We start from the raw sequence: 24792 nt of genomic DNA on the forward strand, positions 1-24792 counted from the left end.
CCTTATTGACCATTATTCAACGCTTTTTTAGCAGCATTTTGTTCTGATTCTTTTTTCGTTCTACCTTTTCCTGTTTCTAAAGGTTTGCCATTTAATAGTACTTCAGAAGTAAACATCTTGTGATGTGCTGGACCACTTTCATCTAATAAATGATACGTAATATTACCTTTATTATGACGATGCATATATTCCTGCAATTCTGTTTTATAATCACGATTTGCAGTATAATTTTCATCAACGACATGTGGAAATACAACTTTTTCTAAAAATTGCTCTACAATTTCAAGTCCTTTATCTAAATACAAAGCACCAATAAATGATTCGAATGCATCGGCGATTAATGATGGACGTTCACGACCACCTGTTTTTTCTTCACCTTTACCAAGTAAAAGTAATTCGTTCATATTTAAACTCATTGCAAATGTTACAAGTGATGGTTCACATACAATTGATGCGCGCAGTTTAGTGAGCTTACCTTCTGGAAGTAATGGAAATTTCTTAAATAAAAACTGTGACACCGTCAATTCTAACACCGCGTCTCCTAAGAATTCTAAACGTTCATTATGACTTAATTTATCTAATTTAAAGTCATTAATAAAACTTGAATGCGAGAATGCTTGAACATAAATATCATATTGTTCAAATTCGATATCTATTTCTTTCATAAACGCATCGAATTGAGCTTTAAATTGTGCTATGATTTGTGCTTTATTTTTAACCATGCCTGTCCTCCCTAATATTATGTTTCCTATCTATTTTACGTTATATTTCATAAAAAAAAAAGAATATTATCATAAACGACAATATCCATTGACACAATATATAAAACGTCTGAACAAATTGCATTGTTCAGACGTCTATTTCACTTTGTGTAATCATCATTGATTGCTTAATTTGGTCTTATAAACCACATTTCAGTTTCATAATCATGCGTGATACGTTGTGCAACTTCTGTCTTGTCAGCGCCGCCACCATACCAGTTTTGATCTAAACTTGTAAATTGCATCACATTGCCGTCCGCATTACCGTTTAACACAATCGCTGTATGTCCGGCACCTGATCCGAAATCTTCATTAAATACAACAACGTCTCCAGGTTGTGCTACAAATGATGGTGTATTTTTGTACACTGTTGCTTCACCACTAAAATTATTAGCAGTTGGAATATCTTTTGCATAATCACCGTGTAAACCGTGACCATATAAATAATTCCAATAATAATTCACTAAATCAAAACATTGCCAACCGTAGTAGCCATCAAAATCCCAACCCTTGCCTTCCAATGAATAAACATAATTCATGGCAGCCGTTGAAGATTTCGCAACTTCTTTTTGGACCTTGCTCGATTTCTTATCATAATCTCTATGTTCAACCTCTACGTTCTGTATCTTAGGTGTCTTATCTTTAGATGTATCACTACCGCCGCCATCTTTAGCGTCAGCATGCAAATTCAAATTCAATGCAGTCAAGCTCGTAAATGCAATTGCTACCAATAATTTGCTTTTAATCTTCATACATCCCCCTAATAAATATGTATTATATATATTCATAAATAATATATTAAAACATTTTATCATATATAAAGTATACTGGATAGGTTATAAAGATTAAGTATTGATTACAAAAAGACCACTAAAAGTATATAATGGCCTTTACTATGAACATCATTTACCGAACTAACAAATCCATTTAAATAACTGAAACTTAAATCAGATCCATTATTGGATATAACTTAAATATCGTCATTTACGCTTATTATTTTTCGTTACCACGTTTAAAGTTACCAGTAGCTTTTGCTAATAAAAGTTGAACTTCAAATTCATCATAATCTACATCTTCCATTCTACCAATTAATTGCTCTGCTTTATAATTTTTTAAAATAGTTACTGGCTTACCAAAATAAAAAATTCTTATCGTTTTCTTTTTAGTAATATTAAACGTAAATGGCTGTTCTTCTAACTTATTACGATTATCAATATTCTTCATATTTATGCGCTCCTATATCAATCGTTTTTTTAATTTTGATTGAGATATAGGTATTATCTTTATTTTCTTGAATCCTCTATATCCCATGTTGATGCGAAATCATTAAAAACTTTCATCAAATCGCCCCCTACTCTTTATTAAAATTCATTATAACACTTGTTGAGAAAACAAAAATGCCCCACCAATTAAGGTCGTAATATTTTTACTTTGTCTTATCATATATAAAATCTCCAATAATTTTAGAAGATTAGCTCTTTTTCATTTTTACATAATAATAAAAAGCCCGTAACCATTAGTATACGGGCTTTTGTAATATGAATTATTTTTCTAATGATTCAATATATTTTACAGCGTCACCAACTGTGTTGATTTTTTCTGCTTCCTCATCAGGGATTTCCATATCAAATTCATCTTCTAATTCCATTACTAATTCAGCGATATCTAAAGAATCAGCACCTAAATCATCTTTAAATGAAGCTTCAGGCGTTACTTTTTCAGCGTCTACACCTAGACGATCTACAATAATGTCTTTAACTTTGTCGAAACTTGCCATTCCATTCACCTCCTTTAAATGATTTAAATCTTATATAATAAGAAATGCAATTTCTCTTACTATCCTATTCTACTATAAAAGTAGCTTTTATTGCATATACATTCCGCCATTAACGTGAATTGTTTGGCCAGTAATATAGCTTGCTTTATCACTTGCAAGAAATGCTACTGTATGTGCAATATCACTATCTTCTCCAAATCGTGCAAGTGGAATTTGTGACTTCATTTGTTCTTTTAATTCATCAGATAATTGATCTGTCATATCTGATACGATAAATCCTGGTGCAACTGCATTACAAGTAATGCCTCTAGATGCTAATTCTCTAGCAAATGTTCTTGTCATACCTTCAACACCTGATTTAGTTGCTACATAGTTCACTTGTCCTGCGTTTCCTAGTGAACCTACAACACTTGATAAGTTAATGATGCGACCAGATTTTTGTTTTAACATAGGTCTAGTTACTGCTTGAACACAGTTAAATACACCTTTTAAGTTTGTATTGATCACGTCATCCCATTCGTCTTGTTTCATACGCATCAATAAATTATCTCTTGTAATACCTGCATTATTGACTAATACATCAATAGTACCAAATTGAGATGTTGTTTCTTTAATCATAGCTTTTACTTCATCTTGCTCACTTACGTTTGCTTGAAATGCAAATGATTCTACACCAAATGATTTAATTTCAGAAACGACTTCTTCTGCTTTTTCTTTATTTCCTGCATAGTTCACAACTACATTGTAACCTTCTTTACCAAGTTCTAATGCAATTTTACGACCAATACCTCTAGAAGCACCTGTAACGATAGCTGTTTTTGTCATTATTCATTCCATCCTTTAATATCATCAATTGTTTGAATTGATGTTATTTTAACATCACGACTAATTTTTTTAACTAACCCAGATAATACTTTGTTAGGACCGACTTCGATAAAGTGATCTACACCTTGATCAATTAAATACTCAACAGATTGACTGAATTCAACTGGTGAGAATAATTGTTTAACCATGTTCGCTTTAATAACTTCATGATCTGTTTCAGGTTTAGCATATACATTTTGTACAATTGGGTGTTCAGCATCTTTCCACTCAAATTGATTAATGTAGTTTTCAAAATCATCTGCTATAGTTTTCATCATTGAAGAATGAAATGGACCTGAAACTTTTAATGGCATAACACGTTTAGCACCAAGTGTTTTACCTTCAGCTGCAAGTTTATCAATGAGTTCTGCATGACCAGATACAACGATTTGACCTGGACAATTGATGTTTGCTGGTTCAATAAGTTTGTCCTCTGTTGATAATTGTTCACAGATTTCTCTCACTTTTTCAATGTCTAAACCTAATACCGCAGCCATAGAACCTACACCTTGTGGAAAAGCTTCAGACATTAATGTACCACGTTTATGTACGATTTGAACGGCATCTTCAAACTTTAATACACCTTCTGATACTAATGCTGAATATTCACCTAAACTATGTCCTAATGCGTAGTCATAATTTAAATCTTTTAAAGCATTCATTAAAGCTGAACTATGCGTTAACAATGCTGGTTGTGTATATTCAGTTAATCCAAGAATTTCTTCTGGATCTTTAAACATAATTTCAAGTAAATCAAATGATAAAGATTCATTTGCTCTTTCTAGAATTGATGTTGCATTAATTTCTTCTTGATATAAATCTTCTGCCATTCCTACTTTTTGTGACCCTTGACCAGGGAACATGATTGCAACTTTACTCATTTATTTCACCTACTGCTTTCTTCATTTTATCTACTATTTTAGTATCTGCAGCTAGCTTAGCTTGTTTAATTGCATTATAGAATGCACGTTGATCTGATGATCCGTGTGCCTTAACAACAACACCATTTAATCCTAATAGGACTGAACCACCGTATTCTGCATAGTCCATTTTATTGCTAATCTTTTTAATATCTTTTTTCAAAGTAAGTGCAGCAAGTTTATTTTTAGTTGAAGCAGTCATCGCTTCTTTTAACATTTTAAATATACCTGTCGCTGTTCCTTCGATTGTTTTTAACACCATGTTACCGTTATAACCATCTGATACAACGACATCACATGCATCTAACAATAAAGATTTTGCTTCAACATTTCCAATAAAGTTATCAAATTGTTCTTCTTTAAGTAATTGATAAGTCTTTTTCGTTAAAGCATTACCTTTTGATTCTTCAGTACCAATATTCAAAAGTGCTAATGAAGGTTTTTCAATACTTCTAATTTGTTTGGCATAAATTTCACCCATTTTAGCATATTGCACAAGATGTTCAGGTTTAGCATCTGAGTTTGCACCAATATCTAAAAATACAAATCCTTTACCTGTCACTGTCGGGAAAGTCGCAACTAATGCGGGTCTTTCAATACCTTTTATTCTGCCGACAATAAATAAACCACTACTCATTAGCGCACCAGTATTACCAGCTGATACACATGCTTCAGCTTTACCTTCTTTAACAGCATTTGCCATTAAAACCATTGAAGCATTTTTCTTTTTCTTAATTGATCTAACAGGTTCGTCATCCATTGTTATCTTTTCATCAGTATGATAAAAGGTGATACGTTCATGTTTGTAATCAAATTGTTTTTCATCACCATATAACAAAATCTCTAAATCTGGAAAATCATTAACTGCTTGTTTAACCGCTTCTATTACGATACCTGGCGCGTCATCTCCGCCCATCATATCTATCGCAATCTTAACCATTATTTTCACCCTCGCTCGAATAATACATTTCAAATTGTCCTTGGAAAACAGTTTCTCCATGAACAGTGCTTGTGACATCTACTTTAGCTATATGTTTCGATTTATGAATCACAGTAGCTTTAGCAATGACTCTTTCATTTAGTTTTACTGATTTTTTGAATTGAACATTACTTTTAGTTGTTAATGCTAATTCATCATTAATCAATGCTACACATAATGAGTTAGCTTGGGCAAATAAATAGTGTCCTCTAGCAATACCGTTACGTGTAAAAACATGTTCTTCCTTAATATCTATAATAGATATTGCTGATTTATCTAGTTCAATATCTATAATTTCCCCAATGACATCTTCAATGGGTAATGATTTAATTTCATCATGATTTTGTGTTGCTACATCTTTGATGCGGCGTCTTAATTCTGGAATACCTAGCTCCATTCTATCCAGTCTAATAGTTTGGATGCTTACTTTAAAATATTCACTTAAAGTTTCGTCAGTTATGAAAGGTTCAGCTTTCAAACGATTTGTTAATTCCCTCTGGCGATCTGCTTTTGATAATTTCATTTCATCCAAATCCATTCTATTATGTACTTATAGCTAAAATTAGCACCTGCTATCATGACCTACCTTACTTATACTAACACGGGTATAACAATATACTCAACAAATTATACAATAAAAAAGAACGAAATTTACAAATTTGGTCATAAGACTTACATAATAAGATGTAAAGACTAGGTGGAATGAGTGAAATTGGGGAGGTTGGGATTGTTTAGGTGTTGGAGTTGGGGGAGATTAGACCTTGGATTCGAGGGGATTGGATTGGAGAAACTCATGGCTTAATGCAGGACTTATGCCATGACTTGATTAATCTCTTAGCTTTATTAAGAAGTTAAGCTACGACTTGAACTATCTCTTGGCTTTATTAGGAAGTTAAGCTACGACTTGGTCGATTTCTTGGCTTTATGTAGGACTTAAGCCATGACTTGATTAATCTCTTAGCTTTATTAGGAAGTTAAGCTACGACTTGAACTATCTCTTGGCTTTATTAAGAAGTTAAGCTACGACTTGAACTATCTCTTGGCTTTATTAAGAAGTTAAGCTACAACTTGGTCGATTTCTTGGCTTTATGTAGGACTTAAGCCATGACTTGATTAATCTCTTAGCTTTATTAGGAAGTTAAGCTACGACTTGGTCGATTTTTTATGTAATCAAAAATGTTCATTTCTAAATAATCATTTAACTTTTGATAAGATGTGAGTTTATTACTTCTTTAACTCACATCTTTTAGAATATCTCAAATTCTCCTTTCGCCCTCCACGAATCCATCCAACTATATCTCGAATCCTCCACACCAAAATCTTGAATCCTCCCTCCGACCTCTCATATCCACTTCATCCAACTCATTTCTTCCAACAAAAAAAGAGCAAAATTTCAAATTTTGCTCTTCCCTCTCAAAGTTATGCTGCATTTTCTTCTACTGCTGTAAATATCATGCGCTCTTCGAACAATAATGTATCTGGATTATAATTATCACATGTTATTAACGTTAATTGATTCGGTTTACCTTTATGTTCATCTAATACTTCCACTTGATTTGGTTTAACATTTTTAATATTTTTAATTTTATATGTTTTTTTACCTTTTAATGTGATGAGTTCTACTTTATCGCCAACTTTTGCGCGATCGAGATAGTTAAATCTTATTCCTGCGCCTTCTACACGATGTCCTGCTATTGCGACATTCTGCTCACTTAACTGTTCATTCTCATCTACTAATGACAAACCATTTTTTAAATTTTGTTCTGTTGCTGGCCCTTTAAATATTGGCTCTGATATATCTGCTGCTGGTACTTTTAAATAACCAACCATATGTTCATTTACTTTTAAGTTATCTGTTTCTGTTTTAGTAATCCATGATTCTATTGGATTTATTTTAACGCTGTCATCATGATTTACATACGACTCGATGACCTTATCATTAACACGGTCTGTAAAATAAGTTCTAATATCATTCCAGAAGAAAATAGATATTGCCGTCATGATTAATAAGATACCTATAATTTTATATAACCATCTCATGTTTCTAACCTACTCTCAAAATATGGTAATTCAAATTTATACAATACGTGTACCAATGTCAATCAAAATTTTGTTCTGACATAGATTCTTGTACTAATAATCTCAATTTATCATATTCAGGTTTGAAAAATTCACCTGATTGAACTAATTCACTCGCTTCATCTCTTGCGACTTCTAACATTCTATAATCCTCTACGATATTTGCAACTCTGAAATCAGGCAAACCACTTTGTTTAACGCCAAAGAAGTCACCAGGTCCTCTCATTTCCAAATCTCGTTCCGATAAATAAAAGCCGTCTGTGGATTCAGTCATAATGTGCATACGTTCTACACCACTCTCAGTTTTGGGTGATGCTACTAAAGTACAGTAACTTTGATGATGACTTCTACCAACACGACCTCTTAATTGATGTAACGTAGATAAACCAAAGCGGTCGGCATCATAAATAATCATAAATGTTGCATTAGGTACGTTCACTCCAACTTCAACTACAGTTGTAGAAACTAATATCGCGATTTCATTATTACTAAATTTATTCATGATTTCATCTTTTTCATCTGCATTCATTTTACCATGTACAAGTCCAACTTTATCAGCACCGAAACGTAACTGTAATTGCTCATAGATTGCGACCACATTTTGAACATCTAACGCTTCACTTTCTTCTATTAATGGACAAATGACATATGCTTGTCGACCTTTTAATATTTCTCCATTTAGCTGATTTAATACATGATCAATTTCTTCATGTTTTGCCCATGACGTCAAAATTTCTTTTCTACCTTTAGGCATTTGTTTAATCGATGTTACATCCATTTCACCGAATGCAGAGATAGACAATGTTCTCGGTATTGGTGTTGCTGTCATAAACAAGACATTTGTATCTGCACCTTTTTCACGCAACTTCTTACGCTGATTTACACCAAATCGATGTTGTTCATCAATGATAACTAATCCAATGTCATTAAATGCCACGTCATCTTGTATAAGTGCATGCGTACCTACAATGACGTCAACTTCTCCTGCTTCTAACTGTTCAAGTAATAATTTTCTTTTTTTACCTTTAACTGAACTTGTTAATAAAGCGACATTCAATTGTCCACCAAATAACTCATCTAAGCTGATCGCATGTTGTTCAGCTAATATAGCTGTCGGAACCATAAGTGCACTTTGCTTACCAGCATTAAACATTGCATAAATCGCGATAGCTGCAACAACCGTTTTACCCGAACCTACATCACCTTGTAATAATCGATGCATTTTAATAGGTGCTTTTAAATCTCTAAAAATTTCATTCACACTATTTTTCTGAGCATCTGTTAATTCAAATGGTAATGTTTCGATAAAAGATTTTATCGCATTGACATCATAATTTAAACCTTCTATTTTATTAGACTCTTTTTCTAATTTGCTTAACCATTTCATCTTTAACTGAAATAAGAATAATTCATTAAATGAAAATGTTCGTCGTGCTAATTTAAGGTGATTAAATTGAAGTGGTTTATGTAAAATTGGAATGACATCTTTTAATGGCATTAATTTGTACTTATCCATTAAACTTGGTGATAACCATTCATCAATTTCAACAAGTTGCAATGCTTGTTCAATGTATTTATTAAGTTGTTTTTGTTTTAAGCCTTCTTTTAATCGATAAATAGGTGTTAACGCATTTCCACCGTCTTCTTTTTCAGCCATTACTTTTTGACCAGCAATAATTTGTTTCTTTTGATCCCATTTACCTTTGATTGTAACTGATTCACCCATTACAAGCCTTTTTTTCAAATAAGGTTGATTAAAGAAAGTGACTTTAACGGCAATTTGATCAATTAGCATGTGACACGTTAATTTAGATTTATTTCTACCAAAAAATGCAACAGTCGGACTAGAATACACTTCTCCAGTAACAGTGACAACATCACCATCAGTTGCTTCATTTAAATTAATGACAGATTCATCTTCGTAACGTGTTGGTAAATACAACACTAAATCTTCTAATGTATAGATATTTAATTCATTTAATAACTGTAAACTTTTTGGTCCAACACCTTTAAGTTCTTGCAAAGTTCGCTCTGTATATATCAGATGTTGCTTATTCATTTTTATCACCTATATTTATTAATACTCTAATTATAGAACAAATATATGATATAAACCAATCGAATTCACCGAAATGAGATTTATACAAAAATATAAAGGCCAGGACAATAAATTATGTCCCAGCCTTTATGTTGATATTTTCGTTAATTTCCAAATATCTCTTGTTTTAATCTTTCACCTGTTGGCGTACCTGCTAGACCACCACGACCTGTTTCACGTAGTGCTGAAGGCATTGTTTGGCCAATTTTATACATAGCTTCTATTACTTCATCAGTAGGAATTCTTGATTTCACACCTGCTAAAGCCATATCAGCTGAAATAATTGCATTTGAAGCACCTGCAGCGTTTCTCTTAACACAAGGTACTTCTACTAAACCTGCAACTGGATCACAAACAAGTCCTAACATATTTTTTAAGCTAATTGCAAATGCTTCTGCAGATTGTTGAGGTGTACCGCCAGCCATTTCTACTGTTGCAGCAGCGCTCATCGCAGCTGCTGAACCAACTTCAGCTTGGCAACCACCAGCCGCACCTGATATAGATGCGTTATTCGCAACAACAAATCCAAATGCACCTGTTGTAAATAAGAAATGTAACATATCTTCTCTAGTTGGATTTAGTCTTTTTTTCAGCGCAAATAACACACCTGGCGCAACCCCTGCGGAACCGGCAGTTGGTGTTGCACATATTTTACCCATTGCTGCATTCACTTCGTTCGTCGCAACAGCTTTACTGACTGCATCAATCATTAAATCACCTGAAAGTGATTGACCACTTTCTAAATAATCTTGTAAAAGTACAGCATCCATTCCAGTTAAACCAGTTGTTGAAGTTACACCATTGATACCACGTTCAATGGCTTTTTCCATTGTATCTAAATTACGTTCCATATTTTGATAAACTTCTTCTTTAGAGAGTTTAGACACGCGCATTTCTTGTTCAATTATGACTTCATATATTTTTTTATTTTCTCTTTCACAAATTTCAATAAGTTCTTTTACACTTTGAAACATGATTACCCTCCTTTTATGATTCCCCCATTAATGTGACTGTTTGTACACCATCAATTTCTTTAATTTTATTTAAGACTTCTTGTGGAATATCATCATCTAATTCACACGTCATTAATGCAAGTTCACCTTTCTCTTTACGGGCCACTTGCATACTACCAACATTAATACGATAATCACCAAAGACATTGGTCACTTTCCCGATCGTGCCAAAAGTATCCTTATGAAAAACAAGTAACGCAGGATAATTCCCACTAATGGCAATTTGAAATCCATTTATCGCAACGATTTCAACTTTACCACCACCAATTGAAATACCTTCTACTGAGATTTCCATTTCTTTATTTCTCATGTTGATAATTGCAGTGTTTGGATGTGATCGCTCTTCAAACATTTCGATAAAGTTTACATCAATCTGTTGTTGCTCAGCATCTTGAAGACTTGTTTTGATTCGATCATCATCTGTATCATAGCCTAAAATACCACCGACTAACGCAACATCTGTACCATGTCCTTTATAAGTTTCCATGAAAGACCCATATAAATATATATCAATATGTTCTGGTTTACCATCAAATAAACCTCTAGCTATTAATCCAATTCTTACTGCACCAGCAGTATGTGATGAAGATGGCCCGACCATTACTGGACCAATAATGTCAAAGACACTTCTATATTTCATCAATAATCACTCGTTTCTCTTTTAATTTCACCATACCATTATAACAACTTTCGTTCGTTTTGTAAGCGTTTTACAACACAAAAGACAACAACGCTTTTGTTTAACATTGTTGTCTTTTATCTTGAGATTATTCTACTGAGAATAAGAATGAGTAAATTGGTTGGTCACCTTGATGTACTTCTACTTCAACTTCATCATAGTTTTCTTCAACATATGATACTAATTGATCGACTTCTTCATCAGTAGCGTCTTCACCTTTAATAATAGTTAAAATTTCACTGTCTTCATCAATCATTTCATCGATAAGCTTTTTACTAGCTGTTATGTGGTCAGCATCACTTACTTTAATGCTGCTTTCATGGATACCCATGAACTCACCTTTTTTAATTGTAATACCATCTATATTTGTATCTCTAACAGCATACGTTACGGAACCTGATTTAACAAAACGCATTGCGTCTTCCATTTGCGCTTTATTCTCTTCGATTGATTGCTCTAAGTTAAGATTTAACATTGCTGACAGACCTTGAGATACTGTTTTTGATGCTACAACAGCTACAGGTATATCAACTAAATGTTCAACTTGTTCAGCTGCCATAATAATATTTTTATTATTTGGTAAGATGATTGCATTTTTACAACCTGATTGTTTTACAACTTTTACGATATCTTCTGTTGAAGGATTCATTGTTTGACCACCACTGATGACATGTGTTGCACCAAGTGATTTAAATAATGTCGTGATTCCGTCACCCATTGAAATTGTAATAACTGCTGTGTCAATTGCTTCTTGTTCTTGTTGCTGTTCTTGTTTTATCTTTTTATCTGCGCTTTTACGAAGTACTTCTCTATGTTGTTCACGCATGTTTTCGATTTTAATTTTAATCAGTTCACCATATTGGCTTCCGTATGATAATACTTCGCCTGGTGTTTCAGAATGAACATGTACTTTTGCAATTTCATCGTCAGAGATTACAAGTAATGAATCACCGAATTGACTCATATCTTCTCTAAATTGTTCTTCATCGAATGCTTTTTTATCTTTTCCAAAGCGAACCATAATTTCTGTACAGTAGCCGTAGACGATATCTTCAGTATTCATAACGCCACCGAAATCGTGGTCATCATTGATAAATTCATCTGTATCTACTTTTTCTTTAGCTGGTTGAATTTTTTCGCCTTTTAATGTTGCTAAGAAGCCTTCATAAACAAACATTAAACCTTGTCCACCACTATCCACTACACCTACTTCTTTAAGTACTGGTAGTTGGTTTGGTGTGTTTTCTAATGCTTTTTGACCTTCTTCAATTACAGCTTCCATAACTGTAATAACATCTTCTGTTGATTCAGCAGCTTTAACCGCCGCTTCTCCAGCTACTCTCGCAACTGTTAAAATCGTTCCTTCAACTGGTTTCATAACAGCTTTATATGCTGTATTTACACCTGATTGGAATGCTTTAGCGAATTGTTGAGCATCAATTTCTTGTTCATTCTCAATCGATTTTGAGAATCCTCTAAATAATTGAGATAAGATAACACCTGAGTTACCTCTTGCTCCCATTAACAATCCTTTAGAAAATATTTTACCAACCTCACCGATATGTGCATTACTATGAGATTTAACCTCTGCTGCACCTGATGACATTGATAAATTCATATTTGTTCCTGTATCCCCGTCTGGTACAGGAAACACATTTAAAGAATCTACAAAATCTGCATTGTTTGATAAACTATCTGATCCTTGAACGATCATATCAGCAAACAATTTGCCGTCAATCTTATTCATACTGTATTTGCCTCCCTATGCTTCCTCATCATCATTAATAACTCTAACACCTTGGATATATATGTTGACTGCGTTGACTTTTAAATTTAATGATTGTTCTAAAGTATATTTAACAGCAGATTGGACATTGTTTGCTATTTCTGAGATTTTCGTACCATAACTCACAATTATATACATATCTACATCAAGAACACCTTCGTTTTGAGATACAATAACACCTTTGGCATAATTATCACGCCCAAGAATTTCTGCAATGCCATCTCTAACTTGATGTTTACTTGCCATACCAACGATACCATAACATTCTACAGCAGCTCCGCCAGCAAGTGTTGCAATAACGTCATTTGAAATATCGATACTTCCATACTCATTTGTAATTTCTAAAGTCATGATTACGTCCCTCCTACACATTTAAATTTTTTCGTTTTATTAACTACTTTTATATGTTCTGTTTAATTATACTTAATATCACATTCACATCGCAAGAATTCATCATTTTAATCACGTTTTTTATACAACGTTTTCACAAGATATTATTATAACAAATAAATTGAACTTTAAAATACTTTTTGCGAAATTTGTTATTATTTTTTCGCTAATTTACAAAAAATCCGTTGAATAAATTATAAGTGCGTGTTATATTATTAAAGTGTGTAAACGTAAATAAATGTGTATTTATATTTCATTAAAGGAGGATATTTATGGCTAAAGAATGTTTCGTAACAGGTCGTAAAGCTAGAACTGGTAACCACCGTTCTCACGCATTAAATGCTAACAAACGTCGTTGGAACGCTAATTTACAAAAAGTTAGAATCTTAGTTGACGGTAAACCTAAACGTGTATGGGTTTCAGCTCGTGCGCTTAAATCAGGTAAAGTTACACGCGTTTAATGAATATAAGTCACATATAATAAAGAGAACCTTTGTGTGGAAGGTTCTCTTTTTTTATTTATCTTTACTTTGTACCATCAATATATTGCCAAGTTCAACTGTCACTAATGGATGTTCATGCCCCTCTTTAAACTCATTACTAATCGTTAACGTTGAGCCTTGTGCCAAAGTTGTAAATGGTAAATCATATTTAAATTCTTCTAATTTTATTCTAATATTCGTACTTAACGGAATAAAGGACACATATTTCATACCTTCTACTTGTGAAATTCGATGATTTCCTGCTTTTAATACTGTAATTTCATTTTGCTTATCTACGAGCGTGATTTGAATATTATCTTCCAGAAATTCTGGTTTCGTTAATATTTGAACAGCACCCATAAAATGATCTAATCTGCCACCTGTCGCACCATATATTCTAATTTCTTCGTATCCGAGTTCAACTGCTAAGTTAACCGCTAATGCAAGGTCGGTATCATCCTTTTCTTTCTTAACCGGATCAATATCGATATGTTCAATGATTTGTTGATACTCTTCATCTGATACCGAATCAAAGTCTCCTATTGCAGCAACAGGCTTAATATCATGTTTAATTAATTCAATTGTGCCTCTATCTACACCTATCCAATCAATGTGCTTTTCATCTTGAAGTATATGTTCATTGATATGACGCATACTACATAATAGATTTACTTTCACGATTAATCACCCTTTAATTTGTGTACAGGTTCTTTGTAGTCTTCATGTTTGAAGTAATAAGATCCTGCAACTAATATGTCTGCGCCTTGTGCTTTACATAACGCACCTGTTTCTTCATTAACACCACCATCAACTTCAATTTCAAAGTTTAAGTCATGTTCATTTCTATATTCGTCTAACCAAGTAATTTTATTTAACGTAGATTCTATGAAGCTTTGACCACCAAATCCTGGATTCACAGTCATAATTAGAACAAAGTCCACGTCTCCTAAAATTTGCGATAATGATTCTACAGGCGTTCCAGGATTGATAACAACACCAGCTAACTTATCATGCGCTTTGATTTGTTGTATCGCTCTATGAATGTGTGGTGTCGCCTCGTAATGAACAGATACCATGTCACTACCCGCTTCACAAAACGCATCAATCATTTGTTCTGGGTTCTCGATCATTAAATGTGTATCAATCGTCATATCTGTTACTTTTCTTAATGATTCTAAAATAGGTAATCCAATCGATATATTTGGTACAAACTGACCATCCATTACATCAAAATGTAAAATGTCTGCGCCAGATTCCTTAACGCGTGTTACTTCTTGTTTTAATTCTGCAAAATCACAAGCTAAAAGTGAAGGTGCTATTTTTACCATTAATATCTTACCTTTCTATTTTGAATTTCTTCGAATAATGTCAAATAGTGCTTATATCTTAACTGATAAAAATGATTATCTTGAATTAGTTCTTTTACTGCACATTTAGGTTCATTAATGTGCGTACAATTTCTAAATTTACACTGTGATTTAATGGCTTCAAATTCTGGGAATAAATCTGCGAGATCTTCCTTTTCAATATGTGAAAAGTCTAATGCACTAAATCCTGGTGTGTCAGCTAAATAACCACCCTCTAACTCATACAATTCAACATGTCTTGTCGTATGTTTACCACGATTAAGTGCTTTTGAGATTTTGTTCGTTTCTAAATTCAAATCGTCGAACAATCTATTCATAATCGTGGATTTACCAACACCAGATTGTCCACTTAACACGATAATACCGTCAATTAAAGGTTTAATCGCATTTGATACATCATCATCATCACCTATAAATAATGTTTCATATCCAATTGATTGATATTGCGCTAATTTATCTTGTATTTGTTGAATTTCATCATCAGTCGCGAGATCTTTTTTAGTTACACATATTATAGGTGTAATATTGTATGAATGAACGACTACGAGAAATCTATCTAATAATTGTTGACTAAATGCTGGTTCTGATGCACTCATCACGACGATAACTTTATGAATATTTGAAACAGGGGGTCTTAATAATATATTCTCACGTTCATGAATATGTTGAATATAGCCACCCGTTTCATTTTCAACTTGAAAATCAACTATATCTCCGACAACTGGAGATGTCTTCTTCTTTCTGAATAATCCTCGAGCTCTCGTAATATATATACCATCGTCAGCTTGTACTGAATAATCTCCACTTATTGATTTAATAATACGACCAGTTTTCAATATAACACCTACCTCATTTTATTTTAATTATACCAAATCATACTGCTTAAATAATCAATTATTTATGTTGCTTAAACAAAATCGTTACTTCTGTCCCTTTATCGACTTCACTTTCGAAGAAGATTTGAGCATCATGATGTTCAATAATTGAATCAACAATCGATAACCCTAGACCGTTACTATCAACATGTACATTATGAGATTGATCACCTTTATAAAATCGATCTTTAATATGTTTCAGCTGTTTCTCAGTCATACCATAACCTTCATCAATAATCGAAACTTGTACAAATTCATTTTGTTCTTTTAGATCAATTTGTATCATACTATGTTCTGGTGAGTATTTAATAGCATTATTTAGTATATTATAAAGTGCTTGATAAAGTAATTTATGATTACCTTTAATAGTTAAATCATCCATATCAAATAGAACTGAAATTTCATTGTCTTCTAATAAGAAATTCAGATTTTGAACGACTTCTTTAACGACTTTTTGAACATGTACAGTTTCATTAAATGATAAATGCTCACTATTATCTAACTCAGATAACAACAATAATTGTTTCGTTAAATTACTCAAACGATATGCCCTAGCATATATATCTTCTATAATTTGTGTTCTTTTATATTCATCTTGTTCATGTTCAAGTTCTCTTAATAAACTTAAAATAGACTGTAGCGGAGATTTAATTTCATGAGATACATTTTGAACAAAGGATTGTCTCATCATTTCTAGCTGTTTAAGTTCATCTCTCATCTTAATAAATCGGTGTTGTAATATACCTATTTCATCGTCACGTGTTACTTTGATATCGACATCAAAGTCACCTTTTCTTAATGATTCAGTCGTCTTCATAAGTCGTCTAATTGGGTTTGCTAATGAATAACTTGAGAAGAGCACGAGTACTAATGAAATTACGACAAGCAATACAAGCAATATCGCTAAAAATATTCTAAATTCGCCTAACATGGAACCCACACTAGGTCTCAAGAATAACGCATACTCAGCACCTTGATGTTGAATCTTTATACCGACAGTGTTTCTCGTTTCATTATCAAAGAATCCTGTAATAAAAATATTAAACGGTCTATTCTTAATACCATGATACGTTTTACCGTCTAATACATCTTCAACAGCTTGGTTGTCTAAATTATATTTTCTAAAGTTATCACCATAATAAGTCGGTTTCAACTTATCATTATACAATACAGCTTGATAATGTAGCTCGCTTAAGTGATTTAAATAATTATCCAACGACATTTCATTATCATGATCAATATAATCTTGAACATCTTTTAAAGTATTAAACACTTTGTGGTCATTTTTTTCTTTTAAATCTATATGATAATAAATATTTGTAAGAATGAAACCTAAAATAGCACTTACGAGCATCACAACTATTGTATAAATCGTTATTCGTTGAGCTAAAGACTTAAACCTCATGAGCAAGCACCGCCTTGTAACCAACGCCTCTGACGGTTTTAATCAAGACATCACTCTCTAACTTTTCTAATCGCTTTCTAATACGTTTAATATGTACATCAAGCGTTCGTTCGTCTCCTTCGAAATCAATACCCCATACAACTTCAATAATTTTGTCTCGTTGTAATACTTTATCTTTGTTACGCATTAAATAATCTAGTAATGCAAATTCTTTCTTTGGTAAAAGCATTGTTTTCTGATTAATCGTTATTTCCATATCAACACTATTGATATGTGTATTACCTATTTGAAGTTCATTGGATGAATTAATTTTAAACCTGCGTAGAACAGCTTTTATTCTAAATATTAACTCTTTAATTTCAAATGGTTTTGTCACATAATCATCTGTTCCAGCGAGAAATGCATTTTCTTTATCACTCAACTCATCTCTTGCCGTTAACATGATAACTGGAATATCAAAACTATCCTTAAGTATTTGACACAATTCAAAGCCGTCCATACCTGGCATCATAATATCTACAACAGCAATATCAATATATTTATGCTCTACAACTTCTATAGCTTCCTCACCACTGAGACTTGTTATAACATTTATATGTTCACGTTCAATTTCTCGCTTCAAATCATTTAAGATAAATTTATCATCATCTACAACTAAACAAGTTACCATGTCATCACCTCTTTACCTATGATACCAAATATCTTTGAAAATTTTCATATATACATGAATTCAGGCTGAAATTTCGAATGAAATTTCAGCCTGAATAATATTATTATAATGAATCAATTCATGATTAAACTGATTCTACGTTACGGTTTACTAATGCATTTACATTTTCAATGATTGTACCACTTACGACACGACCTGGTAATTTATTTAAATTAACAGATAGATCTTGGTCTTTTTTCATATCATATGAAATGTTTCTAGCGAAGTATTTCATAGATTCTTCCATGATGATAATTGTCATCCACTCACCAGCACAACGGTGGTTTGTATAATAATCGCCACCACCTTGAGGGATTAAATCAAATGGACTTCCGTCCCAATCGCTGAAGCGGTTTGGATAGAATCTTTCTGGATTCTCCCATAAGCCGTCTCTATGCAATGTTCCGTAAATATCTAATACTAAGAAAGTATCTTTCTCAATCGTATAGCCATCAAATTCGATATCTACTGCTGCTTTACCAGGTAAATAAGGTACGAATGGATAGAATCTTCTAACTTCTTGTACAAATTTATAAGCATAGTCATTTTCATTATTGAAGACTTTTTCTGCTTCTCCTGGATAATCATGTAATGCTTTCACACCGAAACTAATAAAACGATTAATCGCGACTAGAGGACGCACAACGTTCATTAAATCGATCGCACACAATCTAGAATCCATTAAATTACCTTCAAAATCTTCCCAGTGACTAAATTCATGTAATGCTGTACCTTGTGGAGGTGTTAATTTACCTTCACGTACTGCAATAATTTGATTTTCTAGGAATGTTTCCACTCTATCTCTTGCTTTTTTAGCTTCTCTATATCCTTTGAATGCAGTACCGATATTTTTAAATGAATCAATCATTGTATCCATATCTTGGGCACAGCTTTCAATTTCTTCAGGAGATGCGATAACGCCTGCCCATCTAAATCCAACTTTAGTTAATAAGATAATAGATTCTTTATAAACGTTAACTTCGTCCATTCTTTCCATACGTTCAGTATTCATGAACCAAGTACTACGTGTAAGTTCTCTCAAATATTCTAAATTTTCTTCAGTCATTAATGACATAAATAGAGCTTTACGGTCTATGTGTTTTTTACCACCAGTAGTATGTATAGCGCCTTTACCGAATAAAGTATTAACAACACGTTTTGGTAACGTACCTTGTCTTTCAATTAAATCGTTATTATAAAAAAGCTCTGCTGCTTCTTTACCACTGATTACAACTGTTCTTCTTCCGCCTAATGCTCTTAATTCAAAAATATTTGTATCAAATTTCTCAAGTCTATTTGGTACATATTTATAGCCTTCTTTCAAAACTTTAAATGTACTGTCTAGACCTCTATCTTTTGGTATTTGCTTACCCATAAAGTTAATGCCCCCTAGAATTTTTGTAAATTTTATATACTTACATATTATTTCATTTTCTGTGAAAATAATCAATCAACTACTATTATCAATTGAAAATTTTATATCTTTGTCAACTAATGCATGTCTTTTTGACCACTCAATTAGCGTATCTGGATAAACGACATCATCTTGAATCGATTGATTTAGATTTTCAACTGGAAAACTGAGTATAAATCGTTGATCAATAATTTCATCAACAATATTAAAAAACGCTAGATTTCCACTCGTTGGTCTTCCGACAAGATTGACTATTCCCGATTTTACTACTTTATAAACGAGCCATTCAGCTGCATAAGATGTATCTTTATCAATCAAGATCACAATTTCTTCAAATCGACTTAATCCGATAAAATCAATTTTATCATCATCAAAGAATTTCCAATCACCAACAGGTTGATCTAAAATATTTTGATAAAAAGCTTGTTCATTCATTTCACTGCATGCTTTATACAAACGTTCTAATTTTTGCTTAAATAACGACTTATGACGCTCTCGCTCAACCTTTACTTGTGTGTCTTTCGTTAATATTGTTTCTTGATTGCCAATCTCATAAAAATAAGGCATAAGAAACTCTGCGATACTCAAATTTTTAAATTGTGCATTTCTAAAATCAAAAATGACTTTTTTAGATGATTCTTGAATTTTGGATAATTTGTATAACGCTTCAACAGCTTGTTCAAAACGAATATCACCGTTAAATTCTAATATTGGTACATCATCCTTAACCGTCACATCAATCGTATGTTCTGTACTCACCGGATAATGTCTCAATTCAAAGTGATAAGTTTGATTCGCTCTTTTTACTTCTACTTCATTTTGGAAAGTTAAAATATGTCCCCATTCTTCTCTATGGTATGGTTCATCTTTTAATAAACGATGATATCTCATTCTACAATATTCAATAGAATCCCCTGATAACTGTGTAATTTCATCACCAACAACAAAGCGTATATCATCCAGCACTTTCGTAACAACTAAAGCATCTTTAGTAGCTCTTACCTTAATTCCAACTTGTTTGTCAGGAATTTTCAATGCCTTAATAGACGTACTCAACAGGCCTATATCATAAAAGAAATTATTCATAACTTCAATAAAGACTTGATCAGACAGATGAGATGAGGTCACAATATTTTTATACTCTTCATAAATAGCGTGCTTTTGATCAGCATCTACAATAGCATGTTCTGTTTGACGATATACATATTCATATAAAGACACATAAGGAAGCATATTTTTCACCCCAGACTCATTTTCTAAATTTTACTAAGAACTAAACATTAAATCAATAGTGTATAAAAATAGAGACTGAAACACTGTTTAATGTTTCAGTCCCTCAAATAGCTATATACTTTTCATATATTTAGAAATCATCGTAATCAATTGTGTTACTTTCAACCTCTTTACCATCTACTTCAACGCGATATTCAGCTGATTCGCCTTTTGGAATCGTGAAATTAATGTTTCTTGTTGTATCTTTTTTAATCGTAAAGGAATCTGCAACTTTTTTGATATCATTTGATTTATCTTTAACAAAGATTTCTACTTTCTGACCTTTTTTACTATCAGAACCTGTAAATGGTATATAAACGGATTGTGTATATGTTTTATCTCTTGCGTTATCATCACTGTCATCTTTTTTATCTTTATCGTCTGATTTATCTGAGTTAGAGTCTTTATCTTCACCTTTAGATACATCAAAATAAATCGTTGATTCGACTGGCAATTGTCCATCTTTAAATGATTGTTTAACGATTGTATCTGCTGGTTCATCACTTTCAACTTCAGATTGTTCTACTTTAAATCCAAGCGCTTCAAGTTCAGAAGTTGCTTTACTGATTTCTTCACCTGTATAATCTTTAACGTATTCTTGTTTTACGCCGATTGATTTTGTCAAAATAATCATCGTATCTTTAGGTACAACTTTAGAACCTGGTTCGATATTTTGATTAATCACTGTGCCATTCGCCGCTTTATCATACTGTTCTTTTATACGGACAGATTCAAAGCCTTGTTTTTCTAATTGCTTTTTCGTTTTGTCTGCTGATTTTCCAACATAATCTTCTATGGTAAACGTCTTAACACCTTGAGATATCACTAAATCAACTTTAGTCATTTCTTTAACCTTACTACCCACTTTAGGTGTTACTTTCATAACTTCGCCTTCTTTAAAGCTATTACTATAGGCTTCTGTTATTTTACCTTTACTTAAACCTTTTTCATCTATTAAAGCTAAGGCTTCACCACGTGATTTACCTAATAAGTTAGGCACGTCTACATATTTAGGAGCCGTTAAGGCAAAACCAATTGCACCTACTAACATACATAATAGTAAAATGGGTACAAAAACGATTAACCATTTATTACGCTTACGTTTAGGTTTATTTGTTTCCATATTTTGTTGTTGTGCATTAGCATTTTGTTGCGTCGTTGCAATTGGAACAGTCTTTGTATCACTTTCTTCTTCATCAGCTTTTATAACGGGCATTGTTTTAGTATCTGAATCAGACTCATACCTAGGTAATTCATCTTTACGTTCATCGTCCAATGCTGTTAAAAGGTCATAATACATTTCATTTGTATCACGGTACCTTAGTGATTTTTCTTTACGAGTTGCTTTCATAATGACATTTTCTATACTTTGAGGTATAGATGGTCGTTCTTTTCTAATAGATGGCAACTCTTCTTGAATATGTTTAATGGCTACACTTACAGGCGTTTCCCCATTAAATGGCGGGTGTCCTGTTAATAATTCATACAATACAATACCAATAGAATAAATATCTGATGATTCATCTGTTGATTGACCTTTAGCTTGTTCAGGCGATAAATATTGAACAGAACCCATAACATGATTCGTTTCTGTTAAAGCTGTTTCACTTAATGCCCTTGCGATACCAAAGTCTAATATTTTTAAAGTCCCATTTTTAGTCATGAGAATGTTTTGCGGTTTAATATCTCGATGAATAATTCGATGATGATGAGCATGTGCGATACCTTTTAAGATTTGAAGCGTCATTTCAACCGCTTCATCTGCAGATAACTTACCTTCTTTACATAGATACTCCTTTAATGTTGGTCCTTCTATATATTCCATAACAAGGTAATAACAATTATCATCTTCTTCTACATCAAGTACATTCACAACGTTACTATGACTTAAAATCGTCGTATTTTGAACTTCTCGTTCGAATCGTTCAACTGCTTTTTCTTTTTCATAAGGCGGTATGTTGATTACTTTCACTGCTACATCACGGTTCAAGATCTTATCTTTCGCTAAATAGACGTTACTCATACCACCGCCACCAAGATACTTCACAAATTCATAGCGACCGGCGATTATGCGACCTATCATATTTTTCCACCTTCAAATGGATATAATATTAACGAGATATTATCTTTACCTTCGACTTCGATTGTTTCTTCGATAAGCGTTTCACCAATATCATCAACCGTACCTTTATGAGACATCACAATTTGTTGAACGTCATCTTCATGTAAGTAATCTGTTAAACCATCTGAATTTAAAAGCAAATAATCATAAAATTTTGTATTGTAGTAAAAAATATCTGGGTTAACACGTTTATCTGTTCCCATAACTTTTGTAATAATGTTTCTTTGAGGATGCGTGAAAGCCTCCTCTTTCGTAATTTCTCCAATCGTAACAAGATGATTAACAAATGTATGATCATTTGTTAATTGCATCATTTCACGACTGTTCATCAAATAAGCACGTGAATCACCTATATTAGCTACAACGATGTCTTTTTCATAGACTAAAGCACAAACACAAGTTGTACCCATTCCTCTATACATCTCATTGTTCATAGACTCGTTATATAATTGTCTGTTTATATCAGCTAAGTTAGATTGTAACCAATCTTCAGCATGATCATATTCAATATAATTTTCATCTTCGAATCTAGCTTTAAGTGAATCATTCACAAATTGGCTTGCAACTTCACCTGCAGCATGTCCACCCATACCATCACAAATCACTAATAAAACTTGACCCGTTTGATTTGTATAGATACCACCTGCATCTTCATTTTGTTCTCGAAATTGACCGACATCTGTAAAAAACCGTGCTTCCATGATTTGTTACCTCGTTTCTTCTTTTCGCTCTTTTGCTCTTAGTTGTCCACATGCAGCATCAATATCTGCACCTTGATTACGTCTTATTGTAGCATTTATCCCGTTTCTTTTTAATTCTTTTTCAAATTTAAAGATATCTTCTTTTGATGTTTTTACATAGTCACGTTCTGGTACGTGGTTAACTGGAATTAAGTTCACGTGACAGTTTAAATGTTTAATTAGTTTTGCCAATGCTTTTGCATGATGAACTTGGTCATTTACACCTCCGAACAAACCATATTCAAAAGTGATTCTTCTATTCGTTTTATTGACATAGTATTCAATAGCTTCCATTAATTTATCTAAATCATAAGCTCTGTTTATAGGCATCAATCTTGAACGTGTTTCATTATCAGCTGCATGTAAACTTAACGCAAAGTTTATTTGTAGGGATTCATTAGCAAAATCGTAAATTTTAGGGATGATACCTGATGTAGAAACTGTTATATGACGTGCTCCGATGTTTAAACCTTTATCATGATTAATGATTTTTAAGAATCCCATCATTTCATCATAGTTCTCAAATGGTTCACCAATACCCATAATAACAACTTGGCTGACACGCTCATCCGTAGCATCTAAAGCTTTTTGAACTGTTAATACTTGTGCAACAATTTCACCCGCTTCAAGGTTACGTTTCAAACCACCGATTGATGAGGCACAGAACGTACAACCTATACGACAACCTACTTGAGTTGTCACACAAACTGAATTCCCATATTCATGTCTCATTAATACTGTTTCAATCGTGTATCCATCTTGTAATTCAAAAAGAAACTTGATTGTTCCATCTTTACTTTCTTGTTTAACAGCTACTTCTAACGTTGTAATTTCAAATGATTGTACAAGTTTTTCTCTCAATTCTTTTGAAAGATTTGTCATTTCGCTAAAAGCGTCTACTCTTTTAACATATAACCAATCAAAAATTTGTTTAGCTCTAAACTTTGGTTCTGATTGATCGATCAACCAATCTTCTAATTCTCCTAATTGTAATGAATATATTGAAGGTCTTTCGAAGTTTGGCATAAATTTATTGCGTTTTTTCTGTATCGCTGGCATA

At 32.8% G+C, this 24792-nt stretch carries 25 protein-coding genes; 1 reads left to right on the forward strand and 24 read right to left on the reverse strand.

Features of this window, described 5'->3' with window-relative positions:
• Positions 1–2: 2 nt before the first annotated feature.
• From rnc to CD035_RS11160, 14 genes are all read right to left on the reverse strand, one after another.
• Complete coding sequence (gene rnc / locus CD035_RS11095; RefSeq protein ID WP_048542532.1) at positions 3–722, reverse strand: ribonuclease III; 720 nt, start codon at positions 720–722, stop codon at positions 3–5.
• 167 nt (positions 723–889) lie between these two features.
• A complete protein-coding gene (locus tag CD035_RS11100) occupies positions 890–1513 on the reverse strand; it encodes a CHAP domain-containing protein (protein ID WP_048542530.1) in 624 nt (207 codons plus the stop codon).
• Between the two features lie 241 nt (positions 1514–1754).
• Positions 1755–1985 (reverse strand): hypothetical protein, encoded by a 231-nt coding sequence (locus tag CD035_RS11105; protein ID WP_048542528.1) that lies wholly within the window; start codon positions 1983–1985, stop codon positions 1755–1757.
• 319 nt (positions 1986–2304) lie between these two features.
• Positions 2305–2538, reverse strand: coding sequence for an acyl carrier protein (locus CD035_RS11110; protein ID WP_017000113.1), 234 nt, complete (start codon positions 2536–2538; stop codon positions 2305–2307).
• Between the two features lie 87 nt (positions 2539–2625).
• Complete coding sequence (gene fabG / locus CD035_RS11115; protein ID WP_048542526.1) at positions 2626–3363, reverse strand: 3-oxoacyl-[acyl-carrier-protein] reductase; 738 nt, start codon at positions 3361–3363, stop codon at positions 2626–2628.
• Positions 3363–4283, reverse strand: coding sequence for an ACP S-malonyltransferase (gene fabD, locus CD035_RS11120; RefSeq protein ID WP_048542524.1), 921 nt, complete (start codon positions 4281–4283; stop codon positions 3363–3365). Before fabD ends, fabG begins: the two co-directional genes overlap by 1 nt.
• A complete protein-coding gene (gene plsX, locus CD035_RS11125) occupies positions 4276–5262 on the reverse strand; it encodes a phosphate acyltransferase PlsX (RefSeq protein ID WP_048542522.1) in 987 nt (328 codons plus the stop codon). Before plsX ends, fabD begins: the two co-directional genes overlap by 8 nt.
• Complete coding sequence (gene fapR / locus CD035_RS11130) at positions 5255–5824, reverse strand: transcription factor FapR (protein WP_025905295.1); 570 nt, start codon at positions 5822–5824, stop codon at positions 5255–5257. Before fapR ends, plsX begins: the two co-directional genes overlap by 8 nt.
• Before the next feature lie 896 nt (positions 5825–6720).
• A complete protein-coding gene (locus tag CD035_RS11135) occupies positions 6721–7341 on the reverse strand; it encodes a class A sortase (RefSeq protein WP_048542520.1) in 621 nt (206 codons plus the stop codon).
• 58 nt (positions 7342–7399) lie between these two features.
• Entirely contained in the window at positions 7400–9439 is a 2040-nt protein-coding gene (gene recG, locus CD035_RS11140; protein WP_048542517.1) for an ATP-dependent DNA helicase RecG, read from the reverse strand.
• 143 nt (positions 9440–9582) lie between these two features.
• A complete protein-coding gene (gene sdaAA, locus CD035_RS11145; RefSeq protein WP_048542515.1) occupies positions 9583–10452 on the reverse strand; it encodes an L-serine ammonia-lyase, iron-sulfur-dependent, subunit alpha in 870 nt (289 codons plus the stop codon).
• 13 nt (positions 10453–10465) lie between these two features.
• Complete coding sequence (gene sdaAB, locus CD035_RS11150) at positions 10466–11131, reverse strand: L-serine ammonia-lyase, iron-sulfur-dependent subunit beta (RefSeq protein ID WP_025904553.1); 666 nt, start codon at positions 11129–11131, stop codon at positions 10466–10468.
• Positions 11132–11258: 127 nt separating this feature from the next.
• On the reverse strand, positions 11259–12917 hold the full coding sequence (gene fakA / locus CD035_RS11155; RefSeq protein WP_048542513.1) for a fatty acid kinase catalytic subunit FakA: 1659 nt from the start codon (positions 12915–12917) through the stop codon (positions 11259–11261).
• Positions 12918–12932: 15 nt separating this feature from the next.
• Positions 12933–13307 (reverse strand): Asp23/Gls24 family envelope stress response protein, encoded by a 375-nt coding sequence (locus tag CD035_RS11160; RefSeq protein ID WP_016911554.1) that lies wholly within the window; start codon positions 13305–13307, stop codon positions 12933–12935.
• A 311-nt stretch (positions 13308–13618) separates the two neighbouring features.
• On the opposite strand from CD035_RS11160, the gene rpmB reads away from it, so the two are divergent.
• Positions 13619–13807 carry a 50S ribosomal protein L28 gene (gene rpmB, locus CD035_RS11165; RefSeq protein WP_017000124.1) on the forward strand — a complete coding sequence of 63 codons (189 nt, stop codon included), beginning with the start codon at positions 13619–13621 and terminating at the stop codon, positions 13805–13807.
• Positions 13808–13861: 54 nt separating this feature from the next.
• Here the strand turns inward: rpmB and CD035_RS11170 are convergent, their stop codons facing one another.
• The 10 genes from CD035_RS11170 to rlmN form a co-directional block, all read right to left on the reverse strand.
• Positions 13862–14506, reverse strand: a complete 645-nt coding sequence (locus CD035_RS11170) for a thiamine diphosphokinase (protein WP_048542510.1) — start codon at positions 14504–14506, stop codon at positions 13862–13864.
• A gap of 2 nt (positions 14507–14508) precedes the next feature.
• On the reverse strand, positions 14509–15156 hold the full coding sequence (rpe, locus tag CD035_RS11175) for a ribulose-phosphate 3-epimerase (protein WP_048542508.1): 648 nt from the start codon (positions 15154–15156) through the stop codon (positions 14509–14511).
• Complete coding sequence (gene rsgA / locus CD035_RS11180; RefSeq protein ID WP_048542506.1) at positions 15156–16031, reverse strand: ribosome small subunit-dependent GTPase A; 876 nt, start codon at positions 16029–16031, stop codon at positions 15156–15158. The genes rpe and rsgA overlap by 1 nt, the downstream gene beginning before the upstream one ends.
• A 58-nt stretch (positions 16032–16089) precedes the next feature.
• A complete protein-coding gene (locus tag CD035_RS11185; protein WP_048542504.1) occupies positions 16090–17475 on the reverse strand; it encodes a sensor histidine kinase in 1386 nt (461 codons plus the stop codon).
• Positions 17465–18145, reverse strand: a complete 681-nt coding sequence (locus CD035_RS11190; protein ID WP_048542498.1) for a response regulator transcription factor — start codon at positions 18143–18145, stop codon at positions 17465–17467. The genes CD035_RS11185 and CD035_RS11190 overlap by 11 nt, the downstream gene beginning before the upstream one ends.
• A 124-nt stretch (positions 18146–18269) precedes the next feature.
• Entirely contained in the window at positions 18270–19559 is a 1290-nt protein-coding gene (locus CD035_RS11195; RefSeq protein WP_048542496.1) for a cytochrome P450, read from the reverse strand.
• 75 nt (positions 19560–19634) lie between these two features.
• Entirely contained in the window at positions 19635–20831 is a 1197-nt protein-coding gene (locus CD035_RS11200) for a hypothetical protein (RefSeq protein ID WP_048542494.1), read from the reverse strand.
• Between the two features lie 130 nt (positions 20832–20961).
• Complete coding sequence (gene pknB, locus CD035_RS11205; protein WP_048542492.1) at positions 20962–22953, reverse strand: Stk1 family PASTA domain-containing Ser/Thr kinase; 1992 nt, start codon at positions 22951–22953, stop codon at positions 20962–20964.
• Positions 22950–23696 carry a Stp1/IreP family PP2C-type Ser/Thr phosphatase gene (locus tag CD035_RS11210; protein ID WP_025904563.1) on the reverse strand — a complete coding sequence of 249 codons (747 nt, stop codon included), beginning with the start codon at positions 23694–23696 and terminating at the stop codon, positions 22950–22952. The genes pknB and CD035_RS11210 overlap by 4 nt, the downstream gene beginning before the upstream one ends.
• A gap of 3 nt (positions 23697–23699) precedes the next feature.
• Entirely contained in the window at positions 23700–24791 is a 1092-nt protein-coding gene (gene rlmN, locus CD035_RS11215) for a dual-specificity RNA methyltransferase RlmN (protein WP_048542778.1), read from the reverse strand.
• Between the last annotated feature and the right edge of the window lies 1 nt (position 24792).

This window comes from Mammaliicoccus sciuri, assembly GCF_002901825.1.
Classification (GTDB): Bacteria; Bacillota; Bacilli; order Staphylococcales; family Staphylococcaceae; genus Mammaliicoccus; species Mammaliicoccus sciuri.